This window comes from Pseudoalteromonas ardens, from assembly GCF_030125445.1.
Taxonomy (GTDB): Bacteria; Pseudomonadota; Gammaproteobacteria; order Enterobacterales; family Alteromonadaceae; genus Pseudoalteromonas; species Pseudoalteromonas ardens.
On record NZ_JASJUV010000005.1, the window covers coordinates 154122 to 172307 of the forward strand.

12 protein-coding genes and 1 other RNA gene are annotated in these 18186 nt (G+C 49.6%); 9 read left to right on the forward strand and 4 right to left on the reverse strand.

Annotated features, from left to right (window positions below; translation table 11 throughout):
- Positions 1-313 precede the first annotated feature (313 nt).
- Positions 314-3208 carry an RNA polymerase-associated protein RapA gene (gene rapA, locus QNM19_RS16175; protein WP_049865801.1) on the reverse strand — a complete coding sequence of 965 codons (2895 nt, stop codon included), beginning with the start codon at positions 3206-3208 and terminating at the stop codon, positions 314-316.
- A gap of 386 nt (positions 3209-3594) precedes the next feature.
- Between rapA and QNM19_RS16180 the strand changes: the two genes are divergently transcribed.
- The 3 genes from QNM19_RS16180 (at position 3595) to QNM19_RS16190 (ending at position 9723) form a co-directional block, all read left to right on the forward strand.
- Positions 3595-4995, forward strand: coding sequence for a PhoH family protein (locus QNM19_RS16180; protein ID WP_058797530.1), 1401 nt, complete (start codon positions 3595-3597; stop codon positions 4993-4995).
- A 116-nt stretch (positions 4996-5111) separates the two neighbouring features.
- Positions 5112-8816: a PAS domain-containing hybrid sensor histidine kinase/response regulator gene (locus QNM19_RS16185; RefSeq protein ID WP_284026930.1), complete on the forward strand. Its 3705-nt coding sequence runs from the start codon at positions 5112-5114 to the stop codon at positions 8814-8816.
- A gap of 4 nt (positions 8817-8820) precedes the next feature.
- Positions 8821-9723: a GGDEF domain-containing response regulator gene (locus tag QNM19_RS16190; RefSeq protein WP_049866344.1), complete on the forward strand. Its 903-nt coding sequence runs from the start codon at positions 8821-8823 to the stop codon at positions 9721-9723.
- A 43-nt stretch (positions 9724-9766) separates the two neighbouring features.
- Here the strand turns inward: QNM19_RS16190 and QNM19_RS16195 are convergent, their stop codons facing one another.
- Positions 9767-10132, reverse strand: a complete 366-nt coding sequence (locus tag QNM19_RS16195) for a DUF3192 domain-containing protein (protein ID WP_049866343.1) — start codon at positions 10130-10132, stop codon at positions 9767-9769.
- Between the two features lie 443 nt (positions 10133-10575).
- Positions 10576-11523 carry a D-2-hydroxyacid dehydrogenase gene (locus tag QNM19_RS16200; protein WP_284026931.1) on the reverse strand — a complete coding sequence of 316 codons (948 nt, stop codon included), beginning with the start codon at positions 11521-11523 and terminating at the stop codon, positions 10576-10578.
- A 134-nt stretch (positions 11524-11657) separates the two neighbouring features.
- On the opposite strand from QNM19_RS16200, the gene zntR reads away from it, so the two are divergent.
- The 3 genes from zntR to QNM19_RS16215 all read left to right on the forward strand — a co-directional run bounded on the left by zntR (position 11658) and on the right by QNM19_RS16215 (position 14510).
- Positions 11658-12071, forward strand: a complete 414-nt coding sequence (gene zntR, locus QNM19_RS16205; protein WP_284026932.1) for a Zn(2+)-responsive transcriptional regulator — start codon at positions 11658-11660, stop codon at positions 12069-12071.
- Positions 12058-13278, forward strand: coding sequence for an SO_0444 family Cu/Zn efflux transporter (locus QNM19_RS16210; protein ID WP_049866342.1), 1221 nt, complete (start codon positions 12058-12060; stop codon positions 13276-13278). The genes zntR and QNM19_RS16210 overlap by 14 nt, the downstream gene beginning before the upstream one ends.
- A gap of 134 nt (positions 13279-13412) precedes the next feature.
- Positions 13413-14510 (forward strand): lysophospholipid acyltransferase family protein, encoded by a 1098-nt coding sequence (locus QNM19_RS16215; RefSeq protein WP_049866341.1) that lies wholly within the window; start codon positions 13413-13415, stop codon positions 14508-14510.
- A gap of 196 nt (positions 14511-14706) precedes the next feature.
- Here the strand turns inward: QNM19_RS16215 and ssrS are convergent.
- Positions 14707-14889: non-coding RNA, 6S RNA (gene ssrS / locus QNM19_RS16220), on the reverse strand.
- Between the two features lie 220 nt (positions 14890-15109).
- Between ssrS and QNM19_RS16225 the strand changes: the two genes are divergently transcribed.
- Genes QNM19_RS16225 through ubiH form a run of 3 tightly spaced genes read left to right on the forward strand, consistent with a single transcriptional unit; the run spans position 15110 to position 18181 of the window.
- Complete coding sequence (locus QNM19_RS16225; RefSeq protein ID WP_010385254.1) at positions 15110-15667, forward strand: UPF0149 family protein; 558 nt, start codon at positions 15110-15112, stop codon at positions 15665-15667.
- Positions 15668-15672: 5 nt separating this feature from the next.
- Positions 15673-16989 carry a Xaa-Pro aminopeptidase gene (gene pepP, locus QNM19_RS16230; RefSeq protein ID WP_284026993.1) on the forward strand — a complete coding sequence of 439 codons (1317 nt, stop codon included), beginning with the start codon at positions 15673-15675 and terminating at the stop codon, positions 16987-16989.
- Positions 16990-17008: 19 nt separating this feature from the next.
- Positions 17009-18181 (forward strand): 2-octaprenyl-6-methoxyphenyl hydroxylase, encoded by a 1173-nt coding sequence (ubiH, locus tag QNM19_RS16235; RefSeq protein WP_284026933.1) that lies wholly within the window; start codon positions 17009-17011, stop codon positions 18179-18181.
- The last annotated feature ends 5 nt before the right edge of the window (positions 18182-18186 follow it).

Consider the following 18186-nt stretch of genomic DNA (forward strand, 5'->3'; position numbering starts at 1 on the left):
GCCGATTAATGTGGAAGAGGTGACCTGCCAGCTGTTTGTTTAAGCCAATGGCATGTGGGTCTGACGCAGGAAGTTTACGTAAAACTGATGAGCATCTCTCGCAAAATACGCTCAGATATAGAAAACTCTGTGGCAGCTATAAAACGTAAGTGTTGAACAAAATCTTTAAGCCATCTGGCTTGAAGATAAGACGTGATTTCCACGCTCCGAACCATACTAATGGCTTTGTTAGAGGGGACAGAAGCCTCTTACTTAGTAAATCAAAATGTATGGGACACACCAAATAGTGTGCCCCTGTTTCTTGCTATGGTGTTTAATGCGCCACTACAATCAGGCGAATGGCGTCCAGTTTGACCTGAGCCTTGCCGATGTGCTCGTTGAGCGCGCTGCGTTGTTTATCGAATACCTGAATTTCTTCGTCACGGATATTCGGGTTAACCGCTTTCAGTGCCTGCAAGCGGGCCTGCTCGTCGCTCAGGCGGGTTTCCATCTGTGCTTGTGCAGTCTGTTGCAGGTCAGCCATCTGTGCTTTAGCCTGCTCTTCGGCTTTGCTGATCAGCGGGTGGATACCCGATTGCAGTGCATTGGCCAGTTTACTGGCGGTCTGACGACCAACGGCTGAGAGCTGGTTGTTAAAGGCATCAAATGCCACGTTTTGTGCCAGATCGTTACCGCTTTTATCCATCAGCACCCGGATCGGTGTGGGTGGCAGGAAACGGCCAATTTGCAGTGATTTCGGAGCCGACGTTTCGGCCACAAAGATCAGCTCAACAAAGAAAGTACCTACCGGCAGTTTGTTGTTCTTCAACAGAGCAACGGAAGCACAACCAAAGTCGTCGTCACAGATCATGTCCATCACACCCTCAACCATAGGGTGATCCCAGCTGATAAACTGGGCATCTTCTTGTGACAGCGACGTAGCACGGTCAAACGTCACGGTGATGCCGTCGTCTTTCAGGCTTGGGAAAGACGGGTTGAGCATGTGCTCAGTTGGCTTCAGGATAATGGTGTTTTCACCTTTGTCTTCCTGGTTTACTCCAAAGATGTCGAACACATTGATCATGTAAGTGGGTAAGACAACGTCGTCGTCCAGTGCCTCAATTTCTTCAACAATGCCATCGGCTTTGCCCATACCGCTTGAATGCAGTTCCAGCAGACGGTCGCGACCTTGCTCCATTTTGGCGCGTAGCACAGTGTTCTGTTTGGCAACCTGCTCAAGTAACGGGTCTAGTTCTTCTTCGTCACAGTTGTGTGCGGCAACCAGCTCGAGTAAATCTTCAGAGAATTCTTTGTAAAGCAACTGGCCGGTGGTGCTGGTGGTTTCGAACGCATCCAGTGCTTCGTCATACCAGCGCAGCAGTACTTCCTGGGCAGTATTAGCAAAGTAAGGCACATGAATATTCACATCCTGCTGCTGACCAATACGATCCAGACGACCAATACGTTGTTCCAGCAGATCCGGGTTCAGCGGCAAATCGAACAGTACCAGGTGGTGGGCAAACTGGAAGTTACGACCTTCTGAGCCAATTTCTGAACACAGCAGCACCTGGGCAGAATCATATTCATCGGCAAAGTACGCCGCAGCGCGGTCACGCTCTAAGATAGACATCCCTTCATGGAATACGGCTGACTTAATGCCTTCGCGTTCACGCAGGGTTTGCTCCAGGCTGATGGCGGTTTGTGCTTCAGCACAGATCAGTAGCACCTTTTGCTGTTTAAGCTCTTTGAGCTTATCGATCAGCCAGGCAACACGCGGGTCGAACTGGGTCCAGCTGGCGCTTTCGCCTTCAAACTCCTGGAAGATTTTTTCCGGGAACAGGGCACGCAGAGCACTTTTATCTGCACTTTGAATGCCGCCCAGATTACCCATGACAGAGATAGCGGTTTTGTATTGCTTTGGCATCTCAACAGGACAGGCGTGCAGTATACGGCTTGGGTAGCCGTCAATACCACTGCGGCTGTTGCGGAATAAAATACGGCCGGTGCCATGGCGATCCAGCAGGTTGTTTAGCAGCGTTTGCTTGGCCGACTCCTCGCCCTGTTCAACCTGGCTCAGCAGATCGGTGATGTCGGTTTCTTTTAACAGCTCAGTCAGGGTTGCTTTGGCTTTGTCGTCCAGCGCGGCGTCTTGTAGCAGTTTGTTGGCGGCATCGGCGACTTCTTTATAATGGCTTTCTTCTTCCACAAAGGCGTCGTAATCGTAGAACCTGTCTGGGTCAAGCAGTTGCAGACGAGCGAAGTGGCTGCGGTGGCCAAGTTGATCTGGCGTGGCGGTCAGCAGGATCAAACCAGCGATGTCCTGGCTCAGTTCCGCAATGCGCTGGTACTCGGTGCTTGGTTTGTCTTTTTCTACCGTCAGGTGGTGCGCTTCATCAACAACCAACAGATCCCAGTCTGCTAATGTTGCCTGCTCAAACCAGCGGCGTTTCTTGGTGATAAATTCCAGGCTCACCAACACCAATTGCTCGGTTTCAAATACGTTTGGAGAGTCCGCAAAGGCTTCGTCACAGCGGTCTTCATCAAAAATAGAGAAGTGCAAGTTGAAGCGGCGCAGCATTTCAACCAGCCACTGATGTTGCAGGCTTTCAGGTACGACGATAAGTACACGACTGGCACGACCCGTCAGGATTTGTTGATGCAGGATCATACCCGCTTCAATGGTTTTACCTAAGCCTACCTCGTCCGACAGCAAAACTCTGGGTGCGAAACGTTTGCCTACTTCATCGGCTATATAAAGCTGGTGGGGGATCAGGCTGGCACGCTGACCAATGAGGCCTTTTAAATGAGACTGCTGGCGATTGAACTGATGTTGCCAGGTTTGATAGCGCAGCGTGTAACGGTCAAATCGATCAACCTGGCCTGCAAATAAACGGTCCTGAGGCTTATTAAACTTAATGAAGTGATCCAAAAAGGTTTCTTTCAGTGTGACCGGTTCTTCGTTATCGATACGTTCGCCGTGATAACACAGCAAGTCGCCTTGTTCTTCCACTTTTTCAACACGCATTTCCCATTCGTCAACACAGCGGATCACATCGCCGGGATTAAAAATCACGCGGGTAACCGGGGCTTCCTGCACGGAATACACGCGGTTTTCACCACTGGCAGGGAACAATATGGTCACCTGACGACCTTCCAATGCCACTATGGTGCCCAATCCTAAATCTGACTCAGTATCACTGATCCAGCGCTGACCTAAGGAAAAATTCATGCTTGTCTCGTCTCGCGGAAAAAAGGCGGCCATGGTACCGAGAAGCACCGCCTTGTTCAAGGTTGTGAGACAACGATAAACGTACATAAACTGTGATTTTTTTCACATTATGCTATTGACCTCAGCGAACACAGGAGCCTGGGCTACTTGTTGTCCTGTTTGGCGTTATTTCCGGCCACAGTGTTTACGTCCTCACGACGAAAAATAAGCATAGCTCAAGTGTTCAAAATTGACGTAGCGATGACGCATTGTCTTGCCGGGTGGTTAACGCGGCTGTCATAAAAACGACTTTTGTGACAAATAGACTAAACTTAGGGTAAGAGCATTGGCTTGCTTGGCGACCAAGTCTTTGTTCAGTAGTAGTTTTCACTAAATAGGAACGCACTATGGGAAATGATGACCTCGACCGTAAAATGTATGTGTTAGATACCAACGTACTCCTTCACGAACCCCTCGCTTTCTTTTCATTTCAGGAACACGACGTAGTAATCCCCATGACAGTTCTGGAAGAGCTGGACCACATAAAAGACAGAAAACGCGACGTCAGCAGCGATGCCAGGGTGGCCATTCGCAGCCTTGATGACGTGTTGCGTAACGCCTCACCAGAGCAAATGCTGGAGGGGGTGTCCTTGCCCAAAGTGCAGCGCGATACGCATAAACCCGCGAGCAGCGGCAAGCTCATCGTGATCAATGATCACTTGTATCCGGATAGCATCTCTGGTTTACCGGGTAACGAAAATGACCACCGAATTATTAACTGCGCCATTCAATTACAGAAACAATACTCAGATAAAAAAGTGGTGCTGGTCACCAAAGACATTAACATGCGCCTTAAGGCCAAAGGGGCCGGCCTCAAATTTGTAGAGGATTACCGTACTGACCAGCTCATTGATGACATTAACCTGCTGACCTCGGGGTATAATAAGTTTACCGGGGACTTCTGGGCCAATGTGGGTGAGTGCCAGACGGAGCAGCAGGGCCGTTACACCTTGCATCAGGTGCCCGCGAAACTGATGCCGGAAGTCTTTGTCAATGAATACCTGATAGATGATGGGGAGCACTTTGCTGCCCGGGTGGTGGGCTATGATACAGAGCACGTGACATTAAAAGACATTAGCGTTGAGCGCCTGATGCACCAACAGGCCTGGGGCGTTGCGCCTAAAAATGTCTATCAGGGCATGGCGCTGGATGCCTTGCTGGATCCAAATATCGAGTTGGTGATCCTGACAGGCCCGGCCGGTTGCGGGAAAACCTTACTGGCGCTGGCCAGTGCGCTGGAAATGATCATAGAGAAAGGCGTCTACGATAAGGTGATTGTAACTCGTAACACCCCGGAAATTGCAGAAAGCATAGGCTTTTTACCTGGCACGGAAGAAGAAAAAATGGCCCCTTGGCTGGCGGCAATCACGGATACGCTGGAGGTATTACACAAACACGACGAGAGCCCCATTTCGAGCCGTAACTATATTATGGAAAAGGCCAACATTCAGTTTAAGTCGGTCAACTTTATGCGTGGACGCAGTATCCAAAATGCGGTGGTGATTCTGGATGAGAGCCAGAACCTGACGGCCTCCCAGTTAAAAACCATTATCACACGCTGTGGCGAGGGCACTAAACTTATCTGCACCGGTAACCTGGCGCAGATAGACAGCAATTATCTGACCCCTGTGACTTCAGGGCTTACTTATATTGTTGAGCGCTTCAAAGATTTTGAAGGCTCTGCCACCATTAATCTTAATGGCGTGGTGAGAAGCCGCCTCGCTTCATTTGCTGAGCAAAACTTGTAACACCAGGCGGACCCTTGCGGTCCGCTTATTTCTCATCCTGGCTTTCTAACTCACTTGAAAGATTGGCATGTGCTCGTTACTCTTGCTAAAACAAGGAACTAACGTCGAGCCATTGCGTGCCGGAATTTCTCCCTCTTAAGAACTATCGTAAGGCGATCAGTATTGCCGTGCTGGTACCTATGTTGTTGGCTGTGGTGCTGTGCTTTCATTTGTATCAGATTAAGCTAGAGCGCCAGTATCAAGTGTATCAGGCCCAATTTTTCGTGCTTGCCGGACAAGTTGAGCAAGAGACACTGGCTGCGCAAACGGCCATTACCAGTGTTCGCAATAGCCTGGCTGAACCTATCCGCTATCAGCTCGATGCACAGTGGCAGCAGAATATTCGTCAGCAGGCAGGTTATTTTTATCGCCAGCTGCCAGACAATGGGGGAGAGGTTGTGGGGCTGGGTCGCTTTGTGCCAACGCCGCAACTGATAGCTCAATGGCAGCAAATTATGGCTTTGGGCCCCAGTTTCAATACCGCGCTTGCCCTAATTGATGAGCTCGAAGCGGTGGTTTTTATTCAGGAAAACGGCTTTGCCTTTGTCAAACGGCGTGATACCAGTCAGAGCAACCTGCTAACGGCCATTGTTGAATCGCGTTTTACACCACAATTTAGTCAGGGGATCACGGCCACCAGCATGCCTACCCGGGTATTTGGTAAGCACTACTTTGCCCTGGGGCAGCGCCTGACCAGTGGATCACAATCGCAGATCCTGCTGATTTATGATGTTGATAAACTTGCCAGCAGACTGCAGCAGATGACTTTTGGTGGAGGAACGTTGGCACTGAAAGGCACGCAGCCGGGTGTCATATTGGCTTCCAGCAAAGGCTATCAGGATCTGGACGACAGCTTGGTACGCAATGCTAAGCTGCCCTGGGAGGGCGGCATTCGCTTTAACTATCGTCCGAGCGGGCAGCCTTTTACCTTAAGGTTTGTCCAGGATGAAGCCCGTTTTTCGGCACCGGCGCGATATGAGGTGTTACTGGAGCTGGGGTTTTTGATCATATTTATTGTCTTTACTTTTGCCGCTTACGTTTGGCTTAACGCGCAAGTATTTATCCGGCCTCTCAAGCATTTTGTCAGATACCTGACTTATCAGGAGCACACCCCAGAAGCGACGATGAATTATGCTGTTCCGAGAGACTGGCAGCCATGGTTCAGAGAAATAAAACAGGTCGTCACACAGAAGCGGCATGCACTGCAACAGTTGCAGGAAAACAATACCAAACTGGATGAGCAAGTTCAGCGACAGAAGAAAGCCCTGTCGCGTAGTTTAGAGGCCAAGGAACGCCAGGCGGCATTGCTTAAAACGGTCCTGAACTCGGTGCCTGATCTGGTTTACTACAAAAATATTGATGGTTCATTTATTGGCTGTAATGAGGCGTTTGAGCGATTTATAGGAGTCGCTCAGGTCGATCTGGTAGCGCGTGAGCATCAGGAAGTAACAGAGCGTCACCTGGCTTTGCTGGATCTTGAGCAAACTATGAACTTTCAGGGACAAAGCCTTACCGATACTCTGATGCTGGAGGGAAGTAGTTATCTGATCACCGTTTCGCCTTTGTACAACGATCTGCGTAAACGTATCGGGACTTTGGGGGTAGCACGGGATATCAGTGAGCAGCAGCAGGCTTTGACTGCGTTACGGGCGTCCGAGCAGAACTTTAAAGCAGCCATTGAGTATGCGCCCAATGGGGTGATTTTACTGTCTATTGACCGACTTGTGCTGGAACTTAACCGGACGGCGCGTAAGTTATTTGTGCGTGTTGATATTGGCAGTAGTTTGTACAGCGTGTTTGAAGATGCCGATGTTGAGGCACTGAATGATGTGCTGGACCATTGCTTACAGGAACGACAGGGGGCCAGTGAACTGAGTCTGGCTCAGCAAGATCCCAAACGCTGGCTGCACCTGAGTGTCTCTCTGGTCTGGGACAAACAAAAGAATCCCAAGTATTTTGTTATCCACGTACAAAATGTGACCGCACTGGTGCGCGCCCGATTGGATGCTGAGCGGGCTAATCATGCCAAAAGCCGCTTTATTGCCAATATCAGTCATGAGATCCGCACGCCTATTAATGCCATTTTGGGGATGGTGAGCATTCTCAAGCCCGAATTGGATAGCCAGAAAGAACAACAAAAGCTTGAGCAAATCGAAAGTGCTGCGCAGCAGTTGCTGACCATGCTGAATGACATTCTCAATTTTGCCCGGTTGGAGAGCGGGCAGGGTAAACCCAACAACCAGCCATTTTGTCTGGTTGATCTGATCTCCAGTCTGAGTGGCCTGATCACACCACTGAGCAGTGCCAGGCAACTTGAGTTCGAGATAGAGGTAGACCCTTTTATCTGGCCGAGATTGATCGGTGATGAAGCACGTATCAAGCTGGTATTAATGAATCTATTGGGCAATGCGGTCAAGTTCACAGAGCATGGCAGAGTAGGCCTGAGCCTGTCTTTGCAACCAGGCATACAGGCACCTGAGCAGACTATCCAGTTCTGTGTCTGGGATACCGGCCCTGGGATCAGTGAACAGGATCAGGCACGTTTATTCGATGCTTTTACTCAGGGAAATGAAAGCAGCTCTCGCCCTCATGAAGGTATTGGGCTTGGTCTGGCCATCGTGAAGCAGGTGATTGAGTTACTGGGCGGCGAAGTGACGTTAACAAGTAAGCCCGACGTCGGCAGTCGATTTGAGTTTACCCTGCGATTAGAGCGTGCGGCGTTATCTGATGAGCAAAGCCGCAAATCGCTATTTTTGATTTTGGGTGGACAGGCACCTTTGCCTTATCTGGCCCACCAGGGGATTCACCAGGGCAGCCTGGCTGATTTGAGTGCGCTCAGTCAGTCGACTCCGGTTCATTACCTGGCGTCTAATGACCCTGCCCACGTCCGCGCATTGAGTCAATCGGAGCCAGGGCTGGACGCACAGTGGTTGGTGCCTGACACAGGCGCATTTTCACAGTTGTTGCCCGCTGACTCTGAGGCGATCAGGCTCGCTCAGCCGGTGTTTTACCAGAGCCTGAGTACCTGCACATTGGAAGTGCCAAAAGCCGCGTTACCGAATACCTGCATCTTATCGCCTTTGTTGTGTATTGTGGTGGATGATAATCCAGTTAATCTGGATATCAGCAGGACGGTACTGGAACAGCGCGGCGCCACCGTGGTCGCACTGAGTAGTGCTGAAAATATCGTTGCGATTTGTCAGAAGCTGCGCCCGGAAGTGGTGTTGATGGATTTGTACATGCCTAACATTGATGGCTATGAAGCCAGCCGACAATTGCGCAGTCAGTTTGATCAACAAAGTTTGCCTATTGTTGCCTTAACCGCCAATGCCCATGAGCAGGAAAAGCAGCAGGCTATGGCAACAGGATTAAACGGCTTTTTAGTTAAGCCTGTGGCACCGGTCGATCTGTGTGCGGCGCTTCAGGACTATGTGCCAGATAACGATACGGTATTTGATTATCCGTTTGCTTTGTCACAAATGATGGGCAATGAAGCGCTGGTACGTACCATGCTGGAAAAGTTTGCTAAGCTTGGTGAGGAGTACATCGCATCTTTACACAAAGCGCTGAGCGCAGCTGAGCTATTTAGTCTGGCTCACACCATCAAAGGGTCAGCAGCAGGGTTAGGATTACACCGATTAGCGGCTCAGGCGCGCATATGTGAAGCCGCTGCGAAGCAAGCGAATGAAGATGCACCTGATCAATTACCATGTGATCAAAAGCAGTTGCTGGCGGCAGCAGAACAAACTTTGTGTTTTATTTCGTTTTGGCTAAAAGGATAAGAAAATGCACAAATCGGCCCATATTCTGGTTCTGGATCCGGATCCACTTAACCGAGTGGTGCTACAAAATACCCTCGAAGAAACCTATCTGGTGACACTGAGTTCGTCACCTGAGCAGGCGCAGGAAGAGCTGAACAGCACCTGCGTAGACCTGATCATTATGGACAATCAGCAGCTCGGTGATGCGGCAGAGGTGTTTTTGCAAACGTTAAAGGCGAACCCCGAAACAGCGCAATTGCCTGTGATAGTGATCTCCGCAAGCGCCAGTTTTTTGGATGAAGCACAAAGCCTGCAACAGGGCGCGGTCGACTATATTACCAAGCCGTTTAACCCCAATATTGTTAAAGCGCGGGTAAAAATTCATCTGGCTATAAAGCAGCGTAATGATCAGCTTTGTGAGCAGGCTTTAGTAGATGGCATGACATCATTACCCAACCGGCGGGCACTGGATAAAACTTTGGCAATGTTCTGGCGGCAATGTGCTTCGGGGGTTCGGCCACTGGCAGTGTTTGTATTGGGTGTTGATCATTTTGAGCGTTACAACAAGTTATTCGGTCATGCCCGAGGCGATGAATGCCTATATAAAATTGCCCAGGTAGTGGCGGGTATCATCAATAATATGGATGGATTTACGGCGCGCTATGATGGCGGACGTTTTGTGGCGTTGCTGCGTGATATCAGTGAAGTTGAAGCTCAGGAAGTGGCCGAGGCCATTCATATGGCGGTTGCAGCCTTAGCGATTCGGCATCCTGAATCGCCGACTTGTGCCCATGTGACAGTGAGTGCAGGCATTTGCTATACCAAAGCTGATTTTGCCCGAGCACATCGGGATCCGCTGGACTTGGCTGCCTCGGCGCTGAACGATGCACGTGAACGGCAACAAAAGGCGGTGTTGAGTGTGGTGTGAAGGTTCAGTGCTAAGTCGCACTGAACCGTGTCAGTAGCGCTGGTTACAGCAGTTGTGCCAGGGCCGTATCGCCAAATCCAACCAGCTTGCTGTTTTTAAACAGTAAAGGGGTGCATTCATCTTTTGTGACAACGCCATCTGAATGTTTACTGTTGGTTGCGAAATACAGAACCTGATAGACAGTATCTCCTTTAGACACCATATCTGTGAAGTCAGGTGTACCAAGCTTGTTCAGTACACTTTGATATTCAGTGCCCATTTTAAGTTGGCTGATTTTCTCGCGATTCTGTTTTTGCTCTTTTTTCCAGCCATAGTGGCTGCCGTTAATTTCACCATCCGTGACCGCGACCACACAGCCTGTCAGTACGGTTGAACTTAATAGCGCAGTGGCAAGTAGTAGTTTTTTCATCTTTTATATCCCAGGCTTAGCCGTCTTTGTTTTCTTTGAAGTGTATTTTGCAAAGAGTTTGCCAGTTTTTAAACTATTAAAAATCAAAGGGTTATGAGGGTTGATGAAATCACTGGTTTTTTATAACGCTAAGTTTTGTATGAATTCACTAATAGTTAGTCAAAATAACAATTTGCAATGTCACGTTAGGCGCCATTTCTATTCGATGCCGGATATAGCTCAATGACTAGTTGCAGGACAGGTACTCATGCGTTGTATGAGAATAGTTCCCGGCCCGAAAGCCGGGATCACGTTACTGAACGGGAGCGTCAAGCGGTCAATGGTGTTCAGGCAACTTTTTGTTGAGCGTAAACACCCGTGGTACAACTTCACTTCGTGTCATTTCGCACAGTTGGAGACAGCCAATTCATAAAGCATGTTACTGAGCACCAGAAACGACACGCTTATACCAGACGATTACGCTCACTTCCTTGTAAAAAACTGGTGATATTCTCGGCAATACCGTCAATCAGACGGGTGATAGATTCCTGGCTGGCCCAGGCGTTGTGTGGCGTCAGTAACAAGTTGTCGCCTTTGTATTGCACCAGCGGGTTTGTCGCTGTCGCTGGCTCAACACTAAGTACATCAACGCCTGCACCGCCAAGCTGTCTCTGGGCTAATGCATCTGCCAGTGCCTGTTCATTAACAATACCGCCTCGCGCGGTATTCAATAAAATGGCGTGAGTCGGGAGCAAGGCCAGCGTACTGGCGTCAAATAGGTCTCGGGTGGTGTCTGTTAAAGGGCAATGGACCGAGACAATATCCGCGTCTCGCAGTGCTTCTTTAAAGGCAACGCGTGACTCACGTATTACCTCTTGCCCCGGGCGCTCTGCGATAATAACCTCGGCACCAAAGGCGGCGGCAACCTTCGCAACAGCCTGACCAAGATTACCATATCCGACTATCACAAAACGTTTGCCTGACAAATCGTGTATAGGGTAGTCCAGACGACAAAATATGTTGCTCTGTTGCCAGGCATCATTTGCACAGTCTTGTGCATAGCGGTGAATATTGCTCATTAAGTTGCCGAGCAGCGTAAAGGTGTGAAGGACCACTGAGGGGGTGGAATAACCCGCGACATTGGTCACGGCGATATTGTGGCTGCGTGCGGCTTCCAGGTCGATGTTATTGGTGCCGGTTGCGGCGACACAGATCAATTTGAGATCAGACAACTGACTCAGCGTGTCGGCATTGAGCACGACTTTGTTCGTCACAACCACATCTGCACCGTGAAGGCGCGATAGCAGCTGGTCGGGTGATGTGGTTTGATATTCGGTAACGGCGCCATGCTTGCGCAGAGGGTCGAGGCTGACACCCGCCAATGTGGCGGCATCTAAAACAACAATATTCATGTGGGCAAATCTTCCTTACTAACAGATGGCGGGAGTGTATCATTTTTATGGTTAGTTTATCTTTGCACTTGACCTTGAACTCAACTCCAAGGTTTATACTCTAAGTAGATTCATAAAGGACGGCAAAACTGACGATGTATAAGATTGGCCATATTGCAAAACAATTGAATGTGTCTACCGACACACTGCGTTATTATGAACGCCAGGGTCTGCTGCAAGCGCGAGCACGCAGCTCGGCGGGCTATCGGTTGTATGATGACAGCGCGCTTGAACAGATGCGCTTTATCGTAAGAGCCAAAACCGTGGGTTTCAGTCTCAAAGATATTCAGGAGTTGCTGGCCATTAAAATTGATAAACATAATCACAGCTGTGAAGAGGTTAAGTCACTCACAGTGCAAAAACTGGCACAAACCCGGCAAAGGATTGAAGAACTGCTGAAGTTTGAGCGCTCTTTGAGTGTGCTGGCCGAGCGGTGTTGTGGCGGTGAGGAAAGCGCTGATGATTGCTCTATTTTGACTGCGTTGGAGGATATAGATGGCTCTGCTTAGTAATTTTTGGCAACTCTTTTTGGTTTCAGCACCCTGGCTGATGTTGGGCCTGTTACTCGCCGGGTTGCTTAATGTATTTATTCCCAAAGACTTTTTACAAAAACACTTAGGCAAAGAAGGGCTCTGGACCACCATAAAAGCCGCTTTGATTGGGGCACCCATGCCGCTGTGTTCTTGCGGTGTTATTCCTGCTGCGATCGGGCTCAGGCGTGCAGGCGGGTCAAAGAGTGCCACCACGGCCTTTTTAGTGTCGACACCTGAGACCGGGGTGGATTCTATCTCTGTGTCCTATGCACTACTTGGTCCATTTATGGCTGTGATACGGCCCATTGCGGCCGTCGCCAGTGCCATTACGGCCGGTGTATTGGTTGGTAAAGATGAGGGAAAAAAACCGCAAAACACGGCAAGTGGCTCAGGGGGGGGCTGTTGTGGTAGCTCGGTAAAAAAAGCCCAGCCTGAAAAAAGCAGTTGCTGTGCCAGCGAGCACACACCGGCAGCAACACAGTCTGCAAGTTGTTGCGCTAGTAAAACTAAGACAGAGCCAGAGTCTGAAAAAGGCTGTTGCGACAGTAAGTCTTCACACAAAACGGCTGAACCAGCAGCTTCCTGTTGTGCGCCAGCTGCGCCTAAGCCAGGGCTGTGGCAAAAATTGGCTTCTGCTGTGCAATTTAGTTGTAACAAATTACTTGCAGATACTATGCAATGGCTACTGATTGGTCTATTCTTTGCGGCTTTAGTGCAAACCTATGTTCCCGAAGCCTTTTTGGCTCAGTGGGGCAATGGGATCCTGGCCATGATGGTGGTTATTCTGGTCAGTATTCCGATGTACATTTGTGCCACAGCATCTACGCCGATTGCTGCCGGGTTGCTCCTGGCGGGCGTATCTCCGGGTGCGGTACTGGTATTTATGCTGGCCGGGCCGGCCACCAATGTTGCCACCATAGGGGTGGTCGCTAAAGAGCTGGGGCGTCGTGCTGTATTTGCTTATCTGGGGGCAGTCATTGGGGTCGCGATTGTATTCGGATTCTTAACTGACTGGCTGGTTGCCCAGTTTGGCTTTACCGTTGCACCTATGATGGGACATGATCATGAAGTTTTACCAGGTTGGCTGACGTTGGTCAGTGGTGTGGTATTGGCTTTATTAATGGTCAGGTTGATGCTGATGGGAATTAAGCAACGCTTTGCGCCAACACAGGTTTCGGCATAGCAAGCTTGCGCTTGAGTCAGGCTATGCATCGTGTGGGTGCTTCTGGTCAGACTTGATATTCTTAGCTTCCGATCCGGGCACACGATAGAATAAGACGTTTTGATGACAACCACCAATAATAAAAGAGTAGTTTAGTGGATAAATACGCAGATATCAGACCTTACAATGACGATGAAGTCCCCGCAGCTTTGCAGCGCTTGCTGGACGATGATCAGTTTATTGATGTGATTGCGGAGCATAACTTGCCCAATTGGTTGGCAGGTTGGGCGCTGATATCCCGGCCACTGGTACGTAGCCGGCTGAAGAAAAAGTGGCAGTCTGTCAACAATGTCGAGGCCGTTCAGGATGAGGTAGCCGGGTACCTGGCGATGCTGATTGAGCGCACCACCAGCAAAGTGACCTATTCAGGGCTAGAGCAGCTTGATGGCCAGGGGGCCTATCTGTTCATCTCTAATCACAGAGACATTGTCCTGGATCCGGCACTGGTTAACTGGGGCTTGCATCAGCAAAAAATGAAAACGATGCGTATCGCCATAGGCGATAACCTACTCCAGGTTCCTTACATCACTGAGTTAATGCGCTTAAACAAGAGCTTTATCGTTAAGCGCTCTGCCAAAGCCCCAAAAGAAATGCTGCGCGCGTTGTCTCAGCTGTCGGCTTATATTTATGACTCACTGAGTGAGGGCAATTCAATTTGGATTGCACAAAAAGAAGGTCGCGCCAAAGATGGGGTCGACTTTACCGATCCGGCATTGCTGAAGATGTTGCAGCTTCAAGGTCGCAAGCTAAAACTGCCGTTTGCGGATTATGTGCGTCAGCTCAAGATTGTACCAGTATCGATTTCTTATCAGTATGAACCGTGTGCGGTTTCAAAAGCGCGTGAGCTTTATCATAAACAGCAATTTGGGGAATATGTGAAAGCGGAAGGTGAAGACATCAACAGCATCATTGAAGGATTTAGCAGTGACAAAGGCCATGTGCATGTGGCATTTGGCACGCCCATAGATGATGAGTTTGAAACGCCGGAGCAGCTGGCTGAAATCATCGATCAGCAGATTGTCAGCAATTACTATCTGCATTCCAGTAACTATCTGGCTGCGGGTGACGAAAGTCAAAGTAGTGAGCAGGACAAAAACCGTTTTATGGATGCGCTGGAGCAGGTACCGGAAGAGTTGCGCCAACTGGTGCTGTCTATTTACGCACAGCCTGCCAAACGCAAATTGTCACAGTAACTCGACGATTTAACGATTCAGTTAAAAGCGCCTCTCGGGGCGTTTTTTTGTACCTGATTGAAAAGCATTTCCCAAAATTAATACCTCAGCTGATTATGGAAACCAGGTCGTCATCATACTGGGTGGCTAGTACTGAGTAAGCGAGAGAAGAATTATTCGGAGTTTTTGGAGCTGATTAGGCGATAAAGATGGGAAAGGTGTCCCCGGCAACGCGGATGCAGATGTCAGTCCTTGAACCCTAAGGTTCAAGGCGGAAAGCAACAGCCTACCGTAGGCTTCTCGGTACCTGCCGAGCTTGCGCAATAGTAAGCAAACTGCGTTCCTAAGAAAAAGTTATCGGCTCAGGGACATCATCCACTGTCCGACGTGCTAGGGAACGATTTCAGTATATAAGACCCAGCCGCATCTAGAAACCTTTATCCGTAAATATCTGCAAAAAGTCGTTCGAGTGGCTGCGATTTATGCACTTTTTGTTTGCCATCTGAGCAGGGCAAAAAAGTGCGCAGATTATTTGTACACAAACAGACAAGTCGTTGCTGTTGCTATACTTCGGGTGGTAGCATTAACTAAGCAGACGAAAGCAAACGAGAACAATATCCATGAGTGAATTTAGAGATTATCAGCAAGCGCAGCTACTGTTGGAACAACACGATATCTACATTGCCCCGGCTGAAGTGCACGGAACCATCAGCGGATTACTTGCATGTGGTCTGAATATCGAAGAGCAGGAATACCTTGGGCTGCTGAGCGATGTCTTTAACGATGGTCAGAAGTTTGCCGCGCCATTGAAAGAATTTTTTGCCGAGCTGTATAAGCTGGTGGTTGCGCATTTTAATGATCCTGAGCACCACTTTGAGCTGTATTTACCACTGGAAGAAAGCTTGAGCGATCAGGCCAATGCACTCGTGGCCTGGGTGTCCGGGTTCTTGCTCGGCTTTGGCCTTAAGCAAAAAGACTACGGTAAGTTTTCGGCTGACGTAAAGGAAGTGATTGGTGATTTTAGCGAGATCACTAAATTAGATACTCATTTCGATGAAAGTGAGGAAGACAAACAAGCGCTGCATGAAGTGATTGAATACATTCGTGTATCGGCACTGCTATGTTTTGCTGAGCTTGGTAAAGACGCCGCTTCATCGACCTCTAAAACAGTGCATTAATTATGATGATAGCCAACCTGGAATTTGTAAAGCGCCGCACTCAGTTGCTGGCGCAGATGGATAATAACGCCGTGGCGGTGATCCCCGCCGCCGTTGAGTTGACTCGCAGCCGCGATACTGAATATCCGTTTCGTCAGGACAGCGACTTTTTCTACCTGACCGGGTTTAAAGAACCAGACGCGGTCCTGGTACTGAGTAAAGACAAAGACGGCACAGCACAACAAACCCTGTTTTGCCGCAACAAAGACAAGCTGGCTGAGATTTGGCATGGTCGCCGTATGGGCCACGAAAAAGCCAAAACAGCGCTTGAGCTGGACCAGACTTTTCCATTGAGCGAATTGGACGATGAACTGCTGAGGTTGGTTAATGGTCGTAAGGCACTTTATTACGGTCAGGGCACATACACAGCGTTTGACGATAAAATCTGGACCCTGCTTGGCACATTGCGCAGTGCACCGAAAAAAGGCTATCGGGCACCTGAGATCATCAAAGATGTGCGCCCATTGCTGCATGAAATGCGACTGTTTAAATCAGACGCTGAAATTGCCGTGATGCGCAAAGCGGGTGAGATCAGTGCACAAGCACACAAGCGTGCCATGCGATTTGCTAAACCCGGTGCCACTGAGTTCCAGCTGGAAGCAGAAATCCACCATCATTATGCCATGAATGGGGCACGGCACCCGGCCTATGGCACCATTGTGGGATCGGGTAATAATGCCAATATTTTGCACTATACCGACAACTGCGATGAATTAACCGATGGAGATTTGATCCTGATCGACTCCGGCTGTGAGCTTGAAGGATATGCTGCTGACATTACCCGTACCTTCCCGGTGAATGGCTGCTTTAGTGCACCACAAAAAGCGGTGTACGAATTGGTATTGGCCTCACAACAGGCCGCGTTTGAGCAGGTTAAACCGGGTGGCACTTTGGTTAAAGCCAATGAAGCGGCCATGCGAGTGATGACTCAAGGGCTGATAGAATTAGGCATTCTGGCCGGTGAAGTGGACGAGTTACTGGAAAAGCAGGCTTGTAAGGCGTTCTACATGCATGGTCTTGGCCACTGGCTGGGACTGGACGTGCACGATGTTGGCGAATACAAATTGGATGAAGCCGACCGGCCATTTGAACCTGGCATGGTGCTGACCATAGAGCCGGGCCTGTATTTTGACGAAGATGCCGAAGTACCGGAGCAGTTCAAAGGAATTGGGGTGCGAATTGAAGATGATTTACTGGTCACCCCGGATGGTTTTGAAAATCTCACTGCAGGGGTGCCTAAAACCATTGCTGAGATAGAAGCTTTAATGCGTTCAGGCGAATAACGATAAGCAGGAGCAAGACTTGCAACACTTTGATGTGTTAATCGTGGGGGGCGGCATGGCAGGTGCCACGGCTGCCGTCACGATAAAAAAACAGCAACCCGATAGCCGGATAGCGGTTATTGAAGCCTTTGAACCTAAAACTGCACATCACCCCAGCTTTGACGACCGCAGCCTGGCATTGGCCGAGCAGTCAGTGTCGTATTTGCGTGCTTTAGGCTTGTTTGATCCAAACTGGGATTTTGCTGAGTCTATCACTCAGGTACATGTGTCAGATCGGGGTCATTTTGGCAAAGCCACAATTACCCATGATGAGTTTGCCGTTGATGCACTGGGCTATGTGGTCGAGGTCAACCCTTATGGCGCTTATCTGCATCAACAGCTCAGTAAGCTGGATATTGCACTGTATTGTCCTGCTAAGATAGCCAAACTGACGCAGCAACAGGCGCAGGTCGAGGTGTTGTTAGATAGTGGCGAAAGCCTGTCGGGTAAGTTATTGGTTGTGGCCGATGGTGCGCAATCGCCGACTCGCAGCAAGCTGAATATTGGCTTTGACAGTGTCGCATACACACAAGGTGCCCTGATTGCTAACGTGCAGATCAGCGACAAGCATCAGGGTCAGGCGTTTGAGCGTTTCACAGAGCATGGCCCGATGGCACTGTTGCCCATGAGCAACAACCGTTACTCTCTGGTGTGGTGTATGCCTGAGCAGGCACTGGCGTCTTTACGTGAGTGCGAAGAATCTGAGTTTCTGGCCCGTTTGCAAGCGGCCTTTGGCTATCGTGCCGGGATGTTTGAACGGGTTGGCAGACGAACCAGCTACCCGCTGGTACTGGGCCGGGTAGAGCAGCTGGTGCATCATCGCTGCGTACTGATTGGGAACGCCGCACATGCCATTCACCCGATTGCCGGACAAGGCTTTAATCTGGGGCTGCGTGACATTCAGGCGCTGGCTGAGCAACTGCAACAGACTGACCGACAGCAGTGGGGCAGTCATGGCTTTACGCAAGGCTATAAAATCGCACGCGAGTCAGATATTCAACGTGTTATGACGCTGACCGATGCACTGGTCAGGCTGTTCTCTAATGATTCTCGTATGCTGGCATTGGGACGCAGTTGCGGCCTGTTGTCGATGAGCCTGTTCTCACAATTGAAAGCGCCACTGGCGCGACAACTCATGGGACGAACCCTGTAAGGAAT

Excerpts from the sequence above, each read along its gene's own strand:
- zntR (WP_284026932.1), top strand. The coding sequence starts at position 11,658 with ATGTATAAGATTGGCCATATTGCAAAACAATTGAATGTGTCTACCGAC.
- QNM19_RS16195 (WP_049866343.1), bottom strand. The coding sequence starts at position 10,132 with ATGAAAAAACTACTACTTGCCACTGCGCTATTAAGTTCAACCGTACTG.
- QNM19_RS16180 (WP_058797530.1), top strand. The coding sequence starts at position 3,595 with ATGGGAAATGATGACCTCGACCGTAAAATGTATGTGTTAGATACCAAC.
- QNM19_RS16190 (WP_049866344.1), top strand. The coding sequence starts at position 8,821 with ATGCACAAATCGGCCCATATTCTGGTTCTGGATCCGGATCCACTTAAC.
- pepP (WP_284026993.1), top strand. The coding sequence starts at position 15,673 with ATGATAGCCAACCTGGAATTTGTAAAGCGCCGCACTCAGTTGCTGGCG.
- rapA (WP_049865801.1), bottom strand. The coding sequence starts at position 3,208 with ATGAATTTTTCCTTAGGTCAGCGCTGGATCAGTGATACTGAGTCAGAT.
- QNM19_RS16200 (WP_284026931.1), bottom strand. The coding sequence starts at position 11,523 with ATGAATATTGTTGTTTTAGATGCCGCCACATTGGCGGGTGTCAGCCTC.
- QNM19_RS16210 (WP_049866342.1), top strand. The coding sequence starts at position 12,058 with ATGGCTCTGCTTAGTAATTTTTGGCAACTCTTTTTGGTTTCAGCACCC.
- QNM19_RS16225 (WP_010385254.1), top strand. The coding sequence starts at position 15,110 with ATGAGTGAATTTAGAGATTATCAGCAAGCGCAGCTACTGTTGGAACAA.